Below are 16,587 nucleotides of genomic sequence, written 5' to 3' on the forward strand. Positions count from 1 at the left end.
CCGGGGTCGTTCTCCCAAACCACAGGCGTGCGTTGCACCCAAGTTTTCAGTTCAGTCTGGATGGCCGTATCACCGACCTTGCGCTCGATCTTCTCGACTTTGCCATTTTCCCATTTCAGATTGCCCGTGCCTTGCGAGCCATAACCCGTGCAGCGGCGATATTCGGCATTGATGGCTTTGAAATAATGCTTTTCCCAGAGCAACAGTGGGCCAGTGGCAGAACCTTGGTGCGCTTCAACAGTAGCCCCGCTGTATTTCCAGACAACATCTACGTTCGTGCCATCCGTCAGAATGCGGCGCTCCCTGACCGGGCCAGGAATTTCAGCCCCAAATGGCGAGGGCACATTCTCACACCAAAAATTCAATGGCTCGAAATCGTAATCAATCTGTGATTTTCCTCCATCGGGATAAACGATCTCAGCCAGTTCTGCATAGATATTATATCGAAAGCGAAAACCGCGCCCATCCGGGAAATTGAGTTGTGTCGGGGCTAATAAATCGTCAATCAAGATTGGCGCTTCGCCATGTGTAAATAGGTCGGTGTGTGGCTGTGGTTGCGTATGTTCAATTATCCCTGTCGTGGTACCGTCCATGTATTTGTAATAGTCGCCGGAATAGATTGGCCTTTGAACATTATGATAATCGGCACGTAAATTAATTGGGTTGTTCCCACTTTCCACCATGTGTCCTGTCACCACACTAATCGTTCGATCTGCCACACCTTGATAGCCTTTGATAGTGACTGACGCTCCACTTGTTCCACCTTGCAAAATGTATTGCCGCCCTAGTTGATCAGTGTAAGTTACGGCTCCGTCACTGGGCGTGTTGTAGGCAATACTGATCCGGTTGCCATTGCGATCAATAATCTCGGTACATCTTCCGTTGTCCATCCTGAATTTGGTTCCATCGGCCAAAAGCACCCAGCCAGTCAGTTGTCCGTTTACCACACCATTAGCAGCGTCGGTAATATAAGTGATGGCCGAGCCATCCACGCTGCGCCAGACCTTACCTCGGTCACGATCATTACCACTGAACCCACAACCAATGCTTGTTGCATAGGGTGCTCCCTTTGTTTCGACATCTCGTAACTCAATCTCCGAGCCATCCGGCATCAATAACCAAATCCTGGTGAATACAAAGCCAGCACAACTAAAGACATCCGATTCCAGCTTCTTCCATTTAATGGCTGGCCCTTTTGAGATAAACCAGCCACTGCCAAGCATAATCACATTCGGAGTCGTGCCAATGGCGAGCAAATTGTTTGGTTGAAAGTGTTCGATAACGACTGGAGGCTGACCTGACACTGGGCCAACAAAGGTTTCGTGATAACTCGACCAGACTTTACCGCGATAAGAGAGCGCGATGGGGAAAGCCGCGCCACCGCGTCCGCCAACAGTCACCAGCGGAATCTGCACGTTAAAATTGCCGTTCGCCAAATTGACAGTCTCGATCTTGTCAGGCGCGTAAGAAGAAGTGTTTAACACCCCAGCTTTAGCCGCCGCCGGTGTGCCGCGATCATAGGCACTCTGAGCTAAAGACACATCGAAAGAAAACAGGATAACCAGTGCCGGGAACAGGTAATTCGCAGCTTTCATAAATGGCATGATTTTGTGCATGGCAATTTTTCCTTTCCAAATAAGCCCGCTTAAACGTCCGGCAAACGATGAGTCCGAAGGGGTGGTTAGCGTGCGACAACAATTAAGCGTCCTTTGAGTTGCGGTAACACGGCAGAGAAATACACGTATTCGCCCGGTTGCAAAACCACTTCCTGGCTGGCGCGTTTTGCTTTGTTGACCGTCCGAATGCTCGCCTGCGGCGTGTTGGCCTGGTTCTGATTAAGGCGTTCAACCAAAAGCTCAATATCACCACCGGTCTCGTTCTCTGCGCGCAGCAAAGCTCTGCCCGGCCTGGCATAAATCAAATCCGGCATGATTTCATTTCTGTGTACCCAGACCTGGAAAAACTGGCTTGGCCCTTGTGGTTGTGCCTGAGGTTTTGACGGCAAGGACGTAACAGGAGTTCGCTTCGGTAAAACCCAACTGCGCGTGCTCAAAGTTAGCGCAGCGGCCACAACGCTCGTGCAGACAATCGCCGCACCTAACATGAAAACGGATGAGGACCTGGATTTAGGCATATAAGGTGTACCTCCGTTGATGCGTTCAACAAAGCATTTAGACTGCTTAACTGTTAGTGTCCCAAATGTTGCGGATGACTTCTATCACTGTTTCAGCAAAATACCTTGCGCGTCTCGCGCCAACCACGCGTACTGCGTCAAATGCGCGAAATGCGTGTTCATTCTTTTTCCCGCAATCAAACACACCTCTTCCCACCCACCACAGTCAGCATCTGCTGCGGGCGTCTACCATCATCTTCCTGTCGTCATTCAAGCAGGCAGCCGCGTCAGATCACTCGCGCTGCTGGGCGCACCGTTGTAGGTACGCCGCAACCGAAGGCGCGTCTACGTGATACTTTTTGCCGACCTTGACGGCGGCGATCAGACCGTTGCTGATCCAGTCTTGCACGGTACGTTGGGCGATGCCGTATTGGGTGGCGATGTCTGCCGTGCTGAAAAAACGCTGCTGGCGTTGCCGGGGCGGGAGCGCGCAATAAACCGTTATGAGGTCTGTGGGTGTGGCTTCAGGCTTGCAGGGGGGGGGCAAAGATGATTGCGTGGAGAGAAGTGGTGCGTGGGTTTGCTGAACGATCATCGGGAAACTCCTCCGGACGAAAAGCTGGGCTGTCTTTTGCGGGGCCGACAGGGCAAGCTGTCGGCCTTTGGGTGTAACGAACGCCGGATTGCCGTTATCCGGCGCGGAATAACGGGTTGATTGAATCACGCGTGGTGCGTTGGCTTGGGTCTGGCGGAATGCAATCAACCGGCGCAACCTTAAACCAGGAGCTACGAACAGACAATGGATGCGCGCGTTCAGCAAATTAAGAACCAGCGCTTGCCAAACGCCCCCTGGCGCGCGGTGCTCTTCGATTTCAACGGCGTCATCATTGACGATGAGCCATTGCATTTGGAATTGATTCAGCGCGTTTTGGGTGAAGAGGGCGTGCGCCTCAGCAAGGCCGAGTGCCGCAACAAATGCCTGGGCGTGCCCGACCGCGCCGGGTTTAAGGCGCTATTACACGAAGCTGGTCGTCAGGTAACCGAGGCTGCAGTAACAGCGCTGATTGCTCGCAAAGCAGATTACTACCTGCAAGCTATCCGTGAACGCGATTTGTTGTTTCCCGGTGTGGGGGCGTTGGTGCAACGGCTGGCGGCGCAGTTTCCGCTGGCGCTGGTTTCGGGCGCGTTGCGGCCAGAGGTGGATTTCACGCTCGGACGTGCTGGTTTGCATGAGCATTTCAACGTCATCGTAACGGCGGAAGATGTGAGCGCAGGCAAGCCGCATCCGGCTGGCTTCCTGAAAGCGCTGGCATGTTTGAACGAAACACAGCCGCAGCTTATTCAACCACACGAATGCCTGGTGATCGAAGACTCGATTGCGGGTGTGGAAGCGGCCAAACGGGCGGGGATGTTTTGTGTGGCCGTCACCAACAGCTTTGCGGCTGAGGCATTGCAAGAGGCCGACTTGGTGGTGGCGAACCTGGCTGAGCGCGAGTTCGAACAATGCCTCATCAGTAATTAACCCGCGTGCCGATCAGGCCGTCTTCCAACGCTTCTTTGAGCAAATCCAAAGCGCCGATGGTCTTTTCACGGTCTACGGTGGGGTAATCTTTGAGGAAATCGTCGAGCGTTTCACCGGTCGCCATGTAATCGAGCAAAACGCTCACGGGCACACGACTAAGCCCGATGACGGGCGTGCCGCCTTGGCGTTCTGGATTGATCGTAATGGCAGGAGCATCAGGGGCATGGCTGCGAATCGCTTCGATTTCGCGTTGCAAATCGGGATTGAGTTGAACAACCGCTGTTGGCATAACGTCACCTCCGCGCAGGAGTTTATCACACAAGAGTGTCGCGCTTAGGTTTACAAAACCTTGATCGCCACAAGCGTCAGATCGTCTTGCAACTCTTCGCTGCCAGTGAAGTCGCGCACCTGTTTGACAGCGGCATCAACGATTACCGAAGCCTTCTGATGCCGGTTGGCGACGAGGAAATCCACCAGCCGTTGCTCGCCGAATTCGTGGCGGTCGTGGCGGCGCGCTTCATTCAAACCGTCGGTGAAAAAGAAAAGCAGGTCGCCTTTTTCCAGTTGCAGCGTTTCGGTTTTGTATTGCTGTTTGTCAAAGACGCCGACCAGCAGGCCGCCGACTTTGAGCGGCTTCCATTTGCCAGAGGCGCGCACCAGATAGGGCGGATTGTGGCCGGCATTGCAGTATTGAAAGGTCTTTTCCTCAATGTCGAGCACGCCGTAAATCAGCGTCAGCAAGAGATTGCCTTTGAGGTCGCGGTGCAGGCGCGTGTTGGCGTCGCGCAAGACGCGCGAGGGGCCGCCGCCCCGCCGGGCGGCGCTGCGCAAATGGCTGCGCGAGGCGGCCATGCCCATCGCGGCGCGCACGCCTTTGCCTGCGACATCGCCGAGCAGGATGCCGATGCGGGTGTCGGTCAGCGGGATGTAATCGTAAAAATCGCCGCTCAGGTTCAAGGCCGGTTCCAGCCGCGCGGCAATTTCAAAGCCTTTCAAATTCAGCGGATCAGGAATCATCGCGCGTTGCACATCGCGCGCCATCAGCATTTCGTTTTCCAGGCTCTTCTCGTGGGCGACGTGCTGGGCGTAAAGCTTGGCGTTGACCAACGCGATGGCGAGCGGGTTGGCGATGTTTTCCAGAATGCGGGCCTGGTATTCGTTAAAGGCGCCGGTGCGGCTGTGTTCGAGCGCGACGACGCCGATGACTTTCTCTTCGTAAATCAGCGGCACGGCGATTTCGGAACGCTGCCCTTGATCGCGCCAAAGATCAGTCACGAAATAATCGGGATCGCGCAGCACGTCGCAAACGATCTGCGTGCGGCGTTCACGCACGGCGCGCCCAACGACACCTTGTGCCAGTGGCGAACGGCTGGCGCGCTCGCGTTTCGGCACGCCGTAACCGTATTCGACATGCCAGACAAATTCCTGGCGCTCTTCGTCAATCAGGCCGACCAACAAAAATTCGTAGTTGATGACGCGATCCAGAAGCGGCGCGATGGATTTCAGCAAGCGATCCAGATCGAGGATCGAAGTAATCTCGTGGCCGATTTCGATCAACGTGCGCAATTCGCGCGTGCGCTGGCGCAATTCGTCATAGACGCGCGCGTGTTCCAGGGCGATGGCAAGGTGATTGCCCAGCACGCCCAAGACGCGTTCGTGTTCGCGCGTGAAATAGTCGGGTTCGGCGCTCTCGATAGTCAGCACGCCGACGATTTTGCTTTCGCGCGCGACGGTCAGCGGGACGGCAATTTCAGAGCGCGGCACATCATCGCCGTCAATGGCGACCTGCAAATAACGGGCGTCGCGTTGCACATCGCCGACGTTGATGGTTTGGCCTTCGCGCCAGGCGGCAGAGGCGATGCTGCGGTCAAAGGGAATGACCTGATAACGCTCGACGGCGTCGGGGTGATAGCCGATGGCCTTTTTCCAAACCAGCCCGCCGCGCACTTCGTCCACCAAAAAGAGGTTGAAAAATTTGTAGTCAATGACTTCTTTCAAGCGCTGCGCCACGCGTTCGATCAAATCATCGAGATCGAGGATCGAGATGAATTCGATGCTCAACTCCTTGATGAGTTGTTGCAGGCGTTGGGCGGAACTGGCGTCGTCTGTGCCGGAGGCGGTCGGTTCAATGGTTGCGTACATGTCAGTGGACATAAAACTTGGATGCGTGATGAGCCGCGCCGCTTATTGCATCACGGCGTTGATGGCCGCCAGCACTTCGTCATCGGTCGGGCGGAAGATGGGCAAAACGGTCTGGCGATAACGAATGACGCCCGCGCGATCAATGACGATGACGCCGCGTTTGGTGCCGAACAGGTTTTTCATGTCGTAAGCGCGCACGACACTGCCCTCGGCATCGGAAAGCAGCCGTAAGGGCAAGGCGTGGTGCGCGGCGAACCGCTCGTGCTTTTCGACCGAGTCGGTGTTGAGGCCGACGACTTCGGCGCCCGCCGCGCGATACCGTTCCCAGTTGTCGCGCACGCTGCACATCTGTTTGGTGCACACGGGCGTTTCATCCGCCGGATAAAACAGCAAGACAACGACTTTGCCGCGCTGGTCTTGCAAACGCCAGCGCTGGCCGTGTTGATCGGGCAAATCAATCGGCGGCGCGGGCTGTCCTGTTTGTGCTCCGGTGTTGGTCATGACGGATCATTCGCTCTCTTTTTCGCTATTTTTGAGGATGCTAGTGCGAGACGGACTTTAGCTCAAATCCACGGCTAGCCTGGTACAGCAGACTGCCAGTCTGCTGTGGTCTCGGCAAAAGGGCGACTGGCAATGATTACAGCAGACTGGCAGTCTGCTGTGCCAGCATGCCATTGCACCCCACAGGTGCAGCGCCAAGCTGATGAAACAATCTGCTAGGCTTGGTCAAAACTGCGATTTCACCGGCTTAACCGTGGATTTAGGCTTTAGTCTGTCCGCCAGGATGAAACAGACTAAAGTCCGTCTCACCCTCATCAAGTGACTTCAAATCAAGTCACGCATTCTGCAATAGCAACCTTGATTTTGCCAGCGCCGGTTTCTGGCAGCTTTTTAACGCGGGAAATCCCTGCGCCGGATTGCACGCTTTGTCTTTTTTGACGTTCCATGCCGAGACGTTTGCAGGCGCGGCTTGGGTTCCGGCCCGCACGCCAATGTGACGAAAGGCAACGCAACGCATATACTCTCCGTCAAAGGCCAGCTTTTTTTGACGGACTTACGCGGGATTCTGAAGGGAGATAATAGCGATGAAACGATTTGTTTTGGCTTTGACCATAGTAATGGGCCTGGTTTGGCTGGCAGCGCGCGGCACGGCGCTGGCCCAGACACAAAGCAAACCGGCGGCGAATAAAGCGCTCACGCCGGACGAGGTCATCAAGCAATTCACGCAACGGGAAAGCGAGTTGTTTGAGACCTGGAAAGATTACGCCTACAAACAGGAATCCCGGATGCAGGTGCTGGGACCGGCCAATACCGTGTCCGGCGAGTTTTACCAGGTTTCGGAATTTGTCTTTAACGATTCAGGCAAACGCATCGAACGCATTCTCAAAGCGCCGCCGTCCACGCTCGACCAAGCCGGTCTGACGATGACCGCCGAAGACAAAAACGCGCTCGTCAATTTGCAGCCTTTCGCGCTGACGGCGCAAGAATTGCCGAACTACACCATCACCTATGTCGGCAAGGAAAAGGTGGATGACTTGAACGCGTATGTCTTCGATGTGATGCCCAAAGTGCTGGGCAATCAGAGCGAGTTGCGCCGGCTGAAATCGCAGAAGATCGAAGGCAAATACTTCCAGGGGCGCATCTGGGTGGATGACCAGGACCTGCAAGTCGTCAAATCGCAAGGCAAGGTCGTGCCCGAATTCAAACAACGCTTCCCGAAGTTCGAGACCTATCGCGAAAACATTGACGGGCGGTATTGGTTTCCGACCTACACCTACAGCGATGACACGCTGTATTTCGAGGAAGGCGGCTCGGCGCACGTGCGCATGGTGGTCAAATACAAAGACTATCGCCAGTTCCAATCTGACGTGAAAATCACCGGCGTCGAAGAGGTCAAAGACGAGCCGAAAGCCGAAGTCAATAAGGCCGGTGACAAGGCGACGGACAAAACAGGCAGCAAGCCTGCGGACAAAAAGGACGAAAAGAAACCGGAAGAGCCTGCGGCTAAACCGAAACGTCCGCGGCCTTAGGCGGCGCGGCTCGCTGGCGACGCCAGCGCTCCCAAACGATCAGACACAACAACCCCAGGGCGGTCGTGAGCGTCACGACTGCCCCGTTTTTCACCATCTGGGGTTGATAGACAAATTCAACACGGTGCTTCCCTGTCGCCACTGGCACACCACACAGGATGTAATTCACGCGCTGCCATTCGACTTCCTGCCCATCCACGCGCGCGTGCCAACCGGGATAAGCCATCTCGCTCAGCACCAGGAGCGTCTCCGCCTTGGCTTCCGTTTCAATCAGCAACCGATCATGTGAACGCTCAATAATGCGCGCTGTGCCCGTGCCGCCGTTCGCCCGTGTCAGTTGTTGTGCCCACGGCTGCGCTGCCGCGCCTGGTTCAAGCAAGGCCGTTTGGAGCGGATCGAAAGCTTTGCCTTGCGCAGCTTTCAACTCGCCGCGAATCAGCCGCAATTGGTCGTATTCAGTCGCCACCACTTGCGCCTGACCGACCAGCCACGCACGCGGCTGGGCGCGCAGGTTTTCATAAACCTTCATGTCTTTGTACCAATTGACGGTGCTGTCGTTGGGCACTTCGCGCCAGTGCGCGGGATCGCTCAAGCCAACTGTGGCGGCAGTCGCGGGCGGCGTCAGGAAGTTGGGCGCGACGAGGATATAGCGCACGTTGAGCAAATCCAGCGTGCGGTCTTGCGGCTGTAGCAGCGTCGGCAAGTAGCTGCGCCCGGCTTCGTCAATGCCGCTGAAAGTCTTGTAGCGCGTATTCAGAATCGGATCGTAACCGCTCGCCAATTCGTGGCCGTAAAGCCAAAACGGATTGAACTCGCCCGTCGTGGGATTCAACATCTGCTGGTAACGAAACGGTTCCAACACGCTTTCTTGCGCGGCCAATGACGGCGGCATGGCGCGTCCTATACGTCGCTCCAAGTGCGGTTCATCGTTATTGATCGGCCCGAAATAGGCGTACAAGTGATAATCGCCGAGCATGGCCACAAACAGCATCACGAACCAGCGCCCACGTTGCGGCGCGCGCAGAAAGAGCAACAGCGCCGCGCACAGCACAACCGCCGTCAGCATCGGTACATAAAATTCCGGCCCGCCCTTTTGAAAAAAGCCCGGCGGCACCCAATTCATATCGCGCAAGGGCAAGAGCAGCCGTTCCGCCGCCGTGCGGTTCCACAGCACGAACCCGCCGACCGTCGCGCACAACAGCGTCAACGACACGGCCAGAAGTTGCGCCACTTGCGCCAATCGCTTTTGCTGAACGACATCATCTGCGCGCAACAACAAGTCAACGGCGAATCCTGCTAACACGGCAACGGCAAAAACGACTTCCATCCAATGACGATTGGGGCTGCGAAAATGGCCGATGATGGGGATGGGGTGAAGCAGTCGCGCCAACGGCTCTATGTAACGGCCCAGAGAAAGCAGCACGCCCACCACAGCTACCATGCTCCAAAAGCGGGCGACATTCCACGGGTGCAACCGTCCGCGCCAAGCGGCATAAGCGCCCGCACCTGCCAATGACATTGCCACTACGCCCAGATAAATCTGCGCTTCGTAATGGTGCCAATAGGCGCCCCAATAGCCCATCGCATAAATCCCGCGCCCCTGCCCGTGCCAAAACGGAAAGAGCGTCACCAACAGCGACGCCGGATGCAGCGAATTGAGCGTGAACAATTCAAAGGGCCAATCCTGCCGCACCGATTGCCGCGCCGTTTCCGCCGCCGGCAACACTTGGATTGCCGCCAACGCCACGCCGCCCAGATAAACCAAAGCGCTTTGGCGCAAAAACAAGAAGGCAGCTTGCCGATTATGAATTGTGGGTTGAACGTCCGTAGTCCGCAATCCGCAATCCGCAATCCGCAATCGGAAGAGCGCATACGCGCCCGCCAGCAGCGCGCCGTAAGCGAACGGTTGCGGATGCGCGGCGAAAAGCTGCCAGGCCACCAACACTGCGCCGAGCGCCGCCATACGCCAGGAAGGGCGTTGCCGCAGGTCTTCGATGACATAAAGCACCCAGGGCGTGAGCGCGAAAATGTGCAGGAAGCCGGGATAGATGACGCGGGCCACCGCGAAGCCGCTGAGTGCATAAATGACGGCGGCCATGACGCAGGCGCGCCGCTTCAGCCCCAGGCAGCGCGTGTAACGAAACATTCCCAATAGGCCGACGGCGTAAGCCAACTCCTGCACGATGGTCATCATCCGCGAAGTCACCCCAAACGGCAGAAAGAGCCAGTTCAACGGGTCGAATACGCCCGCCTGCCACTGGGCAAAGAGCGGCGTGCCGCTATACATAAACGGATTCCACAGCGGCAGTTTGCCCGCGCGCAGTTGTTCGGCGACGAATTGATAGGCGGGATAGAACCAGAAGAGCGCATCACCATCCGACAAGGTTTTCCAGCCCAGCGTTTCGCGCCAGAAAAAAAGCGCAGGTAAGCAGAAGAGAAAAAGTTGCGCCAGGCGTTCTTGCGCACGGTCATCGTATCGGAGGGATTGGAGCCAATGCGGCTGCGGATCGTCGGGGCTTTGCATTGAAGAGATTCAACTAGATCGGTTTCACTTCGGTTTACGGGAAAAGCCGCGCAGCGCGCGCGGTACCGCGCGCGTCAGCAAGCGGAGTCTGTGCGACTCGGCCAAGTGCGGAAGCTTGACGCGCCACTTGCTGACGCGCGCGGTACCGTCCCGGCACAAGCCGCTCCCATAAACGCGATTGCAAACTGCTCTAAAACAACGGCGGAGCACACAGGCAGGCAAATTGAAAGGCAGAACAAAGTTTGGTACGACCAGCCGCAGATCAACGCGGAGCACGCAGATCAATCCAAATAAGCCAATTCGGTCGGGGGGTTAATCAGCGTTTTCAGCGTTCCTCTGCGGCCACATGTCTTTTCTTTCAGCTACTACTCAAAGCTTTTGGGGTTTGCTCAACTCTTTGCACGCGCTCAATGCGCCGCTGGCGTTGCAGGCACGGTCGCGCCCCAAGCCGGGCGGTTCGTGGGATCACCCAAATCAAGCACGCGGAAACTCATGCCGCTGCGTGACTGGTAAATGGTTTTGTAATTCGCCTCCGCCGGATCAGGCGGCTCCGGATAAATCGAAGCCTGCACCATATACCGCACACCGACCTTATTCCAGTTCTCCCAACTCAGGGCGGGCGCATCGAGCGCCACCGTTTTATGACCCGTGTACAGATAAAGTAGCGGCGGATTTGACGTCGTGATGATGCCCTCATCAGGCCCGGTGCGTGGTACGGATTGTTTGATCCAGGTCATCATTCTTTCGGCTTCGTCAAAGATTTGCAACCACTGCGGGCGCTCCAGCGGCGAGGCGCTGTTGGCGTTGATGATGTAATGCGTGTGCCCCACCAAACTGATCGCGGCCAGCAACAACGCGCAGCCTGTCATCACTTTGGTTTGCGCGGCGCTGGAAGCCGCCCGCGCCAGACGCTGAAACAGCCACCCCACGCCCAGCGCAAAATAAAACGCAATGAACGCCACCAGCGGCAACACGAAGCGATAGGTTTCCCACGGCCACAACAAGGTAATGCCCAATGAACAAACCACGACCACCTCAGCCAGCGTCAGACGTTCGCGCGCGGCGCTGATAAAGCCGAGCAACACAATGGCACTGAGCAAGAACGAGAAAAACCAATTGCTCCCGTGACTCGCGCCGTACTTGACTTCGCTTTTTTGCGCCTCTTTGTACGGATCAATCAACGACTCGAAAATCGGCGTTACCAGAATGCGCCCGATGTCACGCCCGATGATGTCTTGCGCATTCCACGCAATCCGCGCGGGCAAGCCGCCGATGCCGATGGTGCCGAGTTCGGGCACGCTGGCGCGCTTCTGCCAGAATTGCGTGGTGTAACTGAGCGTGACATGTCCGCCCTGTTCGGCGCGTTGCGCCGGTGTCGGCACGTGCAAGTGCGTGTAAAGCAACCACGGCGCAATCAGCAACACGACGGTGAGGCTGAATAAGACAGCCTGTCGCCACAAGCGCGCATTGAGCAAGTACAGCACGATGGCCGCAATGATCGAAATCGCAATCGCGCGAATCAAAAAACCGAAGCTCGCCAGCATTGCGCCAAGCAGAATGAATTTGAGCGCGTGTCGTTTGGCGTTGCTGTTTTCTTTAGCAGCTCGCACGCCGCTTTCGATCACCAAGATGGTCGCCAACAAGTTGCAGGTAAACACCGCTTCGGCCATCACCGTCGAAGTCGCCAACATCACCAGCGACGGACAAAGCAGCGTCACGGCAGTAATGCTCAGGGCGACGGCCGTCGGCGTCTGGCGCACCTGCGTGAAAAAGCGGTACACCAGCGCGCCCGCACCTAGCAGCGCCGCGATGGAAAGCGCTTTGAAGAGCCAAACATTTTCGGGAAACTGCGGGTAAAGGCGGTACAGCAGCGAGAGCAAAAACGGAAAACCCGGCGGATAAAGCGGCAGGATGCCCGGCGAAGGTGAGTTGATCAACGTGTAGCCTTGCCCGGTCGCCAGGGCCTTCGCCAGCATGATGTACCAGCCGTCATCAACAAACAGACCCGCCACACGATCCAGTCGCAAAAGATAAATTGCCAGGCTGAGCAAAAATACTCCTGCCCCAGCGATCCTTATGCTCCGCGCTGTTTTCTGTTCAGTAGTTTCCACCGCTTTGACGCTGGTGTTGATGCGCGCATTCGGCTGCTCTCCTAGAAATTGGCTAACAGGAAGGGGATGGCTTTGATCTAACATAGGTACAACTCGATCGGTATGCAGGGCAAGTTCATGCCACCTGCGGTTACGGCTACGGCAATTTCAAAACAAGTTGAAGAACTTCAATTTCGGGGCAATAACTTGCTGTAGTGATGTAACAAGTGCTGGCGCAACTTCCGCAGGCTTTCTGGCAGTCACGCGCGTTCTCAGCAGGAAAACAATCTCAACTCCATTGATGCACTTGCGGCGGTAAGATACGCATTCGGACCTGGCTGTTGCCTCTTTAGCTTGGCAGGCGGAATTTTAATGTGCCGAGTGGCGCAAACTAGGCGGAAAAGCAGATGGCGCGGTCACGGGGTAAGCGTAACGATCCAGATTTGATGCGGGTAACGGCGCGATTGATAAACTACGCGATAACCAGTCTGCGTGGGGTCATCGCCACGCTCAAAGAGATTGACATTCATGATGTAGCGAATGCCCAGTTGCTTCCATAACCCTTCCACCTTTGACGACTCGCCCACCCCAATCGTTTTGTGACCCGTGAAGAGGAACGTCAGTGGCGGATTGGCGGAAGCGACGACCTCGCCCGGCTTCAGTTGCCGGTTCAGAAATTTGAACTGGTTTTCTACTTCAGTGAAGATGCCGGGCAAGCCTCCGCTGGCGACGACAGAGGTGTCGTACTGTTTTGCGAGATAGCTGAGGTTGCCAAAAAATCCGAGCGCCACAAAAACCGCGAGCGCGCCATTCATCACCCAGGCCTGCCGTGGTGAGCCTGCGGCCAAAGAGTCGCCGTCAACCGACGGCGCGGGAAAAAACCGCTGGGCAAGTTGGCGCAACCCCAGCAGGAAATAGTAATACCAGAATGGCAGCAACGGCAGAATCAGTCTGAACGGGGGCCAAGGCCATAAAACAATCACGAAGATCAAACATGGTACGAGCAATTCCGCATACGTCACTTTGTTGCGGCAAGCGCTTGCATAACCCAACAGCGTGAGCGCCGTCAGCAACAACGAGAGCAATAGCATGCTCCACGGCGTGGCGGTGGCGCCTTCGGGGTCAGCCTGCCCATAAAAGAGTTCGACCAAGGGCGCCGCCATGCTGCGCAGTAAATCCACGCGCGCAATCAGGCCCAGGTTCCGGGCCATGCGTCCGGGCAAATCGCGCCACGTCTCTTCGCCGGAATCCACATCGCCCGCGCGCTTTTGCCAAAATTGTTTGAGATAGGGTTGAACGATATGACCCTGTTCTTGCGTTTCCTGGGTCAAGGCGGGCGCGTGCGCATTGGAATAGAGCACCCACGGCCCGCAAATCAGGGCCACCGTCAAGGTGAAGACCGACGCAGCACGCGGCAACCGTTCTTTGAGCAAATAGAAAAAGGCGGCGGCCAACGCTCCCAGCGCAATCGAGCGCGTCAAAAACGTAACCGAAGCCGCCAGCCCGGCCAAAACAGCCCAACGCCACTGTTGTTGCGGCTCCGCCTCCCGGCAGCGTTCAACCAGCCAAACGGTCAGCAAGAGCGCGCAGGTAAAAAAGCATTCCGACATCAAAGTCGAAGTCGCCAGAAACACCAACGGCGGCGCGACCACGGTGGCGACCGCAATGCCCAAGGCGGCGTAAGGCGTCAGACTTTTCACCTTGACGAAGTAGCGAAAGGTCAGCACGCCAGCCCCTAGCATTGCGCTGATCGAAACCGCTTTCAGCAGCCACAAATTCTCAGGGAAAGTCGGCGAGAGGCGATAAACCAGCGACAGAAAAAACGGAAAGGCGGGCGGATAAAGCGGCAGTAATCCTGGTGTCGGGCAATTGATTAGCGAATAGCCCTGTCCGGTCGCCAGGGCTTGGGCCAGCACCACATACCAGGCATCATCCACAAAGGTCCCAACCACCCGATCCAGCCGCAAGACGTAAACGACCAAACAGGCGATCAGGCTAACCAGACCGATGAGGGCAAACTGGCGTTGTGCGGCCAATGGCTGTGCCGCTCCGCTGGCGGCAGGAGTTGACGGTTGCACCGCCGCGCCTGTCACTGCGACATCCAGATCGTCGAGTTCTTCAGACATAACTGTTCAACTCCCGTCTTCGACTTCCGACTTCAACTCCCGTCACGGACTACTGATTCGCCAGAAAAGGCGGTGATTGATGTGTGCAGGCTGAATCGCGAGAACCCTTTGGCCAAAGGCGGGGTGAACCAGAGTCAAGCAAACCCTGGTTCACCCCACAGGACACTTATTTTTTGCCAGCCCCAGCGGCATGGGTACGCGTATCGCGCTCGCGGATGCGAGCCGCTTTGCCACGCAATTCGCGCAGGAAATACAGCTTGGCGCGGCGCACACGGCCCCGTTTCACCACGTCAATATGGTCAACGATGGTCGCGTGCAGCGGAAAGATGCGTTCGACGCCAATGCCGAACGAAGTCTTGCGCACGGTGATGGTTTCGCGAATGCCGAAGCCCTTGCGCGCGATGACCACGCCTTCAAAAGCCTGCAACCGTTCCTTGGTTTCGCTTTCCTTGATGCGCACGTGGACGCGGACGGTATCGCCGGGAATGAATTCGGGGATAGTGGTCTTGATCTGCGCCGCATCGAATTGATCTAAAGTATTCATGATTCGTTCACCTCTTCAATAATTTGGCAACCTCGCGGTTTGCCCGGCCTCAACGTGCCTGTCGTTTTGTTTTGCTTAGCCTCGAATTTTCAGGCTCAAACTCATTGCGCCGTGTCTGACGCTTGTTCCGCCAGCCAGCGCCGTTCCTGGTCGGTCAACTCGGCTTGGTCAAGTAATTCAGGCCGCCGTTGCCAGGTTTTCAGCAGCGCCGCGCGCCGCCGCCATTTCGCCACTTCGCCGTGATGGCCGCCAATCAAAACGTCTGGCACCTGCCAGCCACGAAACTCTGCCGGGCGCGTGTAATGCGGATAATCCAGCAGACCAGCAACAAATGAATCATGCACGGCGGATGTTTCACTGCCCAGCACATGCGGCAGCAGCCGCGTCACGGCATCCACCACCACCATCGCCGGGATTTCACCGCCCGTCAGCACGTAATCGCCAATCGAAATTTCATCGGTGACCAGATGCTCAACCACGCGTTCGTCTACGCCTTCGTAGCGGCCACACAACAAAATCAAGCGGTCGCACTCATCCGCCAAGCGCTGCGCTTCGTGTTGATTGAACACGCGGCCTTGGGGCGACATCAGCACGATGGCGGTGCGTTTGGCTTCGACGGCTGTGTCAGTTGGTGCGCTACCCGCCAACAAACTTTCGACCGCGCGAAAGAGCGGTTCCGGCTTCAGTACCATCCCGTCGCCGCCGCCAAACGGGCGATCATCCACGATGTGGTGTTTGTCGAATGTAAAAGAACGAAGATCGTGGACAGCGATTTCGATCTGCCCTTGCTGTTGCGCCCGGCGCAGGATGCCGTGTTCAAACGGCCCGGTAAAAAACTCCGGGAAGATGGTCAGCAGGTCGAAGCGCATTTTCAGACCTCAGACTTCAGACCACAGACCTCAGACTTTGCCTGGTCTGAAGTCTGAGGTCTGTGGTCTGAAGTCTGTGTTCATAAATCCAACAAGCCTTCCGGCGGCTCGATCACAATCCGTTTCCTGGCGACATCAACCTCGGTGCAAATGCTGCTGGCGAGCGGAATCAGCCGCTCTCGTTGCTCGTCATCTCTCACCACCAACAGCGGCGCCGCACCGAAATTCTGAACGCCGACGACTTTGCCAATGACCAACCCGGCAGCCGTGCTGACCACGCAATCCACCAAATCAAAATCGTAATAGCTATCCGCAGGCAAGGCGACCAATTGCTCGCGCATCACCAGCACACGCACATCCCGCAGAGTTTCAGCCGCGTCGCGCGAATCGTAGCCTTTGAGCTTCAGCAGGATGCGACCCAAATGTGGCCTGGCTCGTTCCAATCCGATGATGGCAGCTTTGCCGTTCGGCCAGCCTAAACGCAACTCCGTAAGCTTGGCGAAGCGTTCCGGGAAATCGGTCAGCAGATCAGCGATCACTTCGCCGCGAATCCCCTGCGGACGGGCGATGCGCGCGATGGTGATCAGATCATCTAACGGTTCAGCCACTGCCGTGCCTCGCCCTGCC

Annotated in this window: 14 protein-coding genes; 2 read left to right on the top strand and 12 right to left on the bottom strand. The window is 56.6% G+C overall.

The genetic code is table 11. The annotated features are described in order from the left end of the window. The 3 genes from HY011_08235 to HY011_08245 form a co-directional block, all read right to left on the bottom strand. Window positions 1-1,616 (bottom strand): hypothetical protein (locus HY011_08235; protein MBI3422915.1); only part of this gene is annotated, 1,616 nt, incomplete at its 3' end. 65 nt (window positions 1,617-1,681) lie between these two features. Next, the gene (locus tag HY011_08240) at window positions 1,682-2,134 is read right to left on the bottom strand and encodes a hypothetical protein (GenBank protein MBI3422916.1); all 453 of its coding nucleotides are present in this window, start codon (window positions 2,132-2,134) and stop codon (window positions 1,682-1,684) included. Window positions 2,135-2,405: 271 nt separating this feature from the next. Further along, window positions 2,406-2,660: a helix-turn-helix domain-containing protein gene (locus HY011_08245; protein ID MBI3422917.1), complete on the bottom strand. Its 255-nt coding sequence runs from the start codon at window positions 2,658-2,660 to the stop codon at window positions 2,406-2,408. Between the two features lie 252 nt (window positions 2,661-2,912). On the opposite strand from HY011_08245, the gene HY011_08250 reads away from it, so the two are divergent. Continuing rightward, entirely contained in the window at window positions 2,913-3,635 is a 723-nt protein-coding gene (locus tag HY011_08250; protein ID MBI3422918.1) for an HAD family phosphatase, read from the top strand. Here the strand turns inward: HY011_08250 and HY011_08255 are convergent. Genes HY011_08255 through HY011_08265 form a run of 3 tightly spaced genes read right to left on the bottom strand, consistent with a single transcriptional unit; the run spans window position 3,625 to window position 6,278 of the window. Further along, window positions 3,625-3,924, bottom strand: a complete 300-nt coding sequence (locus HY011_08255) for a DUF433 domain-containing protein (GenBank protein ID MBI3422919.1) — start codon at window positions 3,922-3,924, stop codon at window positions 3,625-3,627. The two genes, HY011_08250 and HY011_08255, sit on opposite strands and share 11 nt — an antisense overlap. Before the next feature lie 50 nt (window positions 3,925-3,974). Beyond that, window positions 3,975-5,789, bottom strand: coding sequence for a SpoIIE family protein phosphatase (locus HY011_08260; protein ID MBI3422920.1), 1,815 nt, complete (start codon window positions 5,787-5,789; stop codon window positions 3,975-3,977). A 30-nt stretch (window positions 5,790-5,819) separates the two neighbouring features. Then, window positions 5,820-6,278: a peroxiredoxin gene (locus tag HY011_08265; protein ID MBI3422921.1), complete on the bottom strand. Its 459-nt coding sequence runs from the start codon at window positions 6,276-6,278 to the stop codon at window positions 5,820-5,822. Between the two features lie 584 nt (window positions 6,279-6,862). On the opposite strand from HY011_08265, the gene HY011_08270 reads away from it, so the two are divergent. After that, entirely contained in the window at window positions 6,863-7,807 is a 945-nt protein-coding gene (locus HY011_08270; GenBank protein MBI3422922.1) for a hypothetical protein, read from the top strand. Here HY011_08270 and HY011_08275 read toward each other — a convergent pair. The 6 genes from HY011_08275 to rimM form a co-directional block, all read right to left on the bottom strand. Beyond that, on the bottom strand, window positions 7,782-10,331 hold the full coding sequence (locus HY011_08275; protein ID MBI3422923.1) for a YfhO family protein: 2,550 nt from the start codon (window positions 10,329-10,331) through the stop codon (window positions 7,782-7,784). The genes HY011_08270 and HY011_08275 overlap by 26 nt on opposite strands. A 407-nt stretch (window positions 10,332-10,738) precedes the next feature. Continuing rightward, window positions 10,739-12,382, bottom strand: coding sequence for a hypothetical protein (locus HY011_08280; GenBank protein ID MBI3422924.1), 1,644 nt, complete (start codon window positions 12,380-12,382; stop codon window positions 10,739-10,741). 455 nt (window positions 12,383-12,837) lie between these two features. Next, complete coding sequence (locus HY011_08285) at window positions 12,838-14,547, bottom strand: hypothetical protein (GenBank protein MBI3422925.1); 1,710 nt, start codon at window positions 14,545-14,547, stop codon at window positions 12,838-12,840. 166 nt (window positions 14,548-14,713) lie between these two features. Then, window positions 14,714-15,091, bottom strand: a complete 378-nt coding sequence (gene rplS, locus HY011_08290; protein MBI3422926.1) for a 50S ribosomal protein L19 — start codon at window positions 15,089-15,091, stop codon at window positions 14,714-14,716. A 101-nt stretch (window positions 15,092-15,192) separates the two neighbouring features. Continuing rightward, window positions 15,193-15,960 carry a tRNA (guanosine(37)-N1)-methyltransferase TrmD gene (trmD, locus tag HY011_08295; protein ID MBI3422927.1) on the bottom strand — a complete coding sequence of 256 codons (768 nt, stop codon included), beginning with the start codon at window positions 15,958-15,960 and terminating at the stop codon, window positions 15,193-15,195. Between the two features lie 80 nt (window positions 15,961-16,040). Continuing rightward, window positions 16,041-16,568 carry a 16S rRNA processing protein RimM gene (gene rimM, locus HY011_08300; GenBank protein ID MBI3422928.1) on the bottom strand — a complete coding sequence of 176 codons (528 nt, stop codon included), beginning with the start codon at window positions 16,566-16,568 and terminating at the stop codon, window positions 16,041-16,043. Window positions 16,569-16,587 lie beyond the last annotated feature (19 nt).

The sequence above is a fragment of the Acidobacteriota bacterium genome (assembly GCA_016196035.1).
Classification (GTDB): domain Bacteria; phylum Acidobacteriota; class Blastocatellia; order RBC074; family RBC074; genus JACPYM01.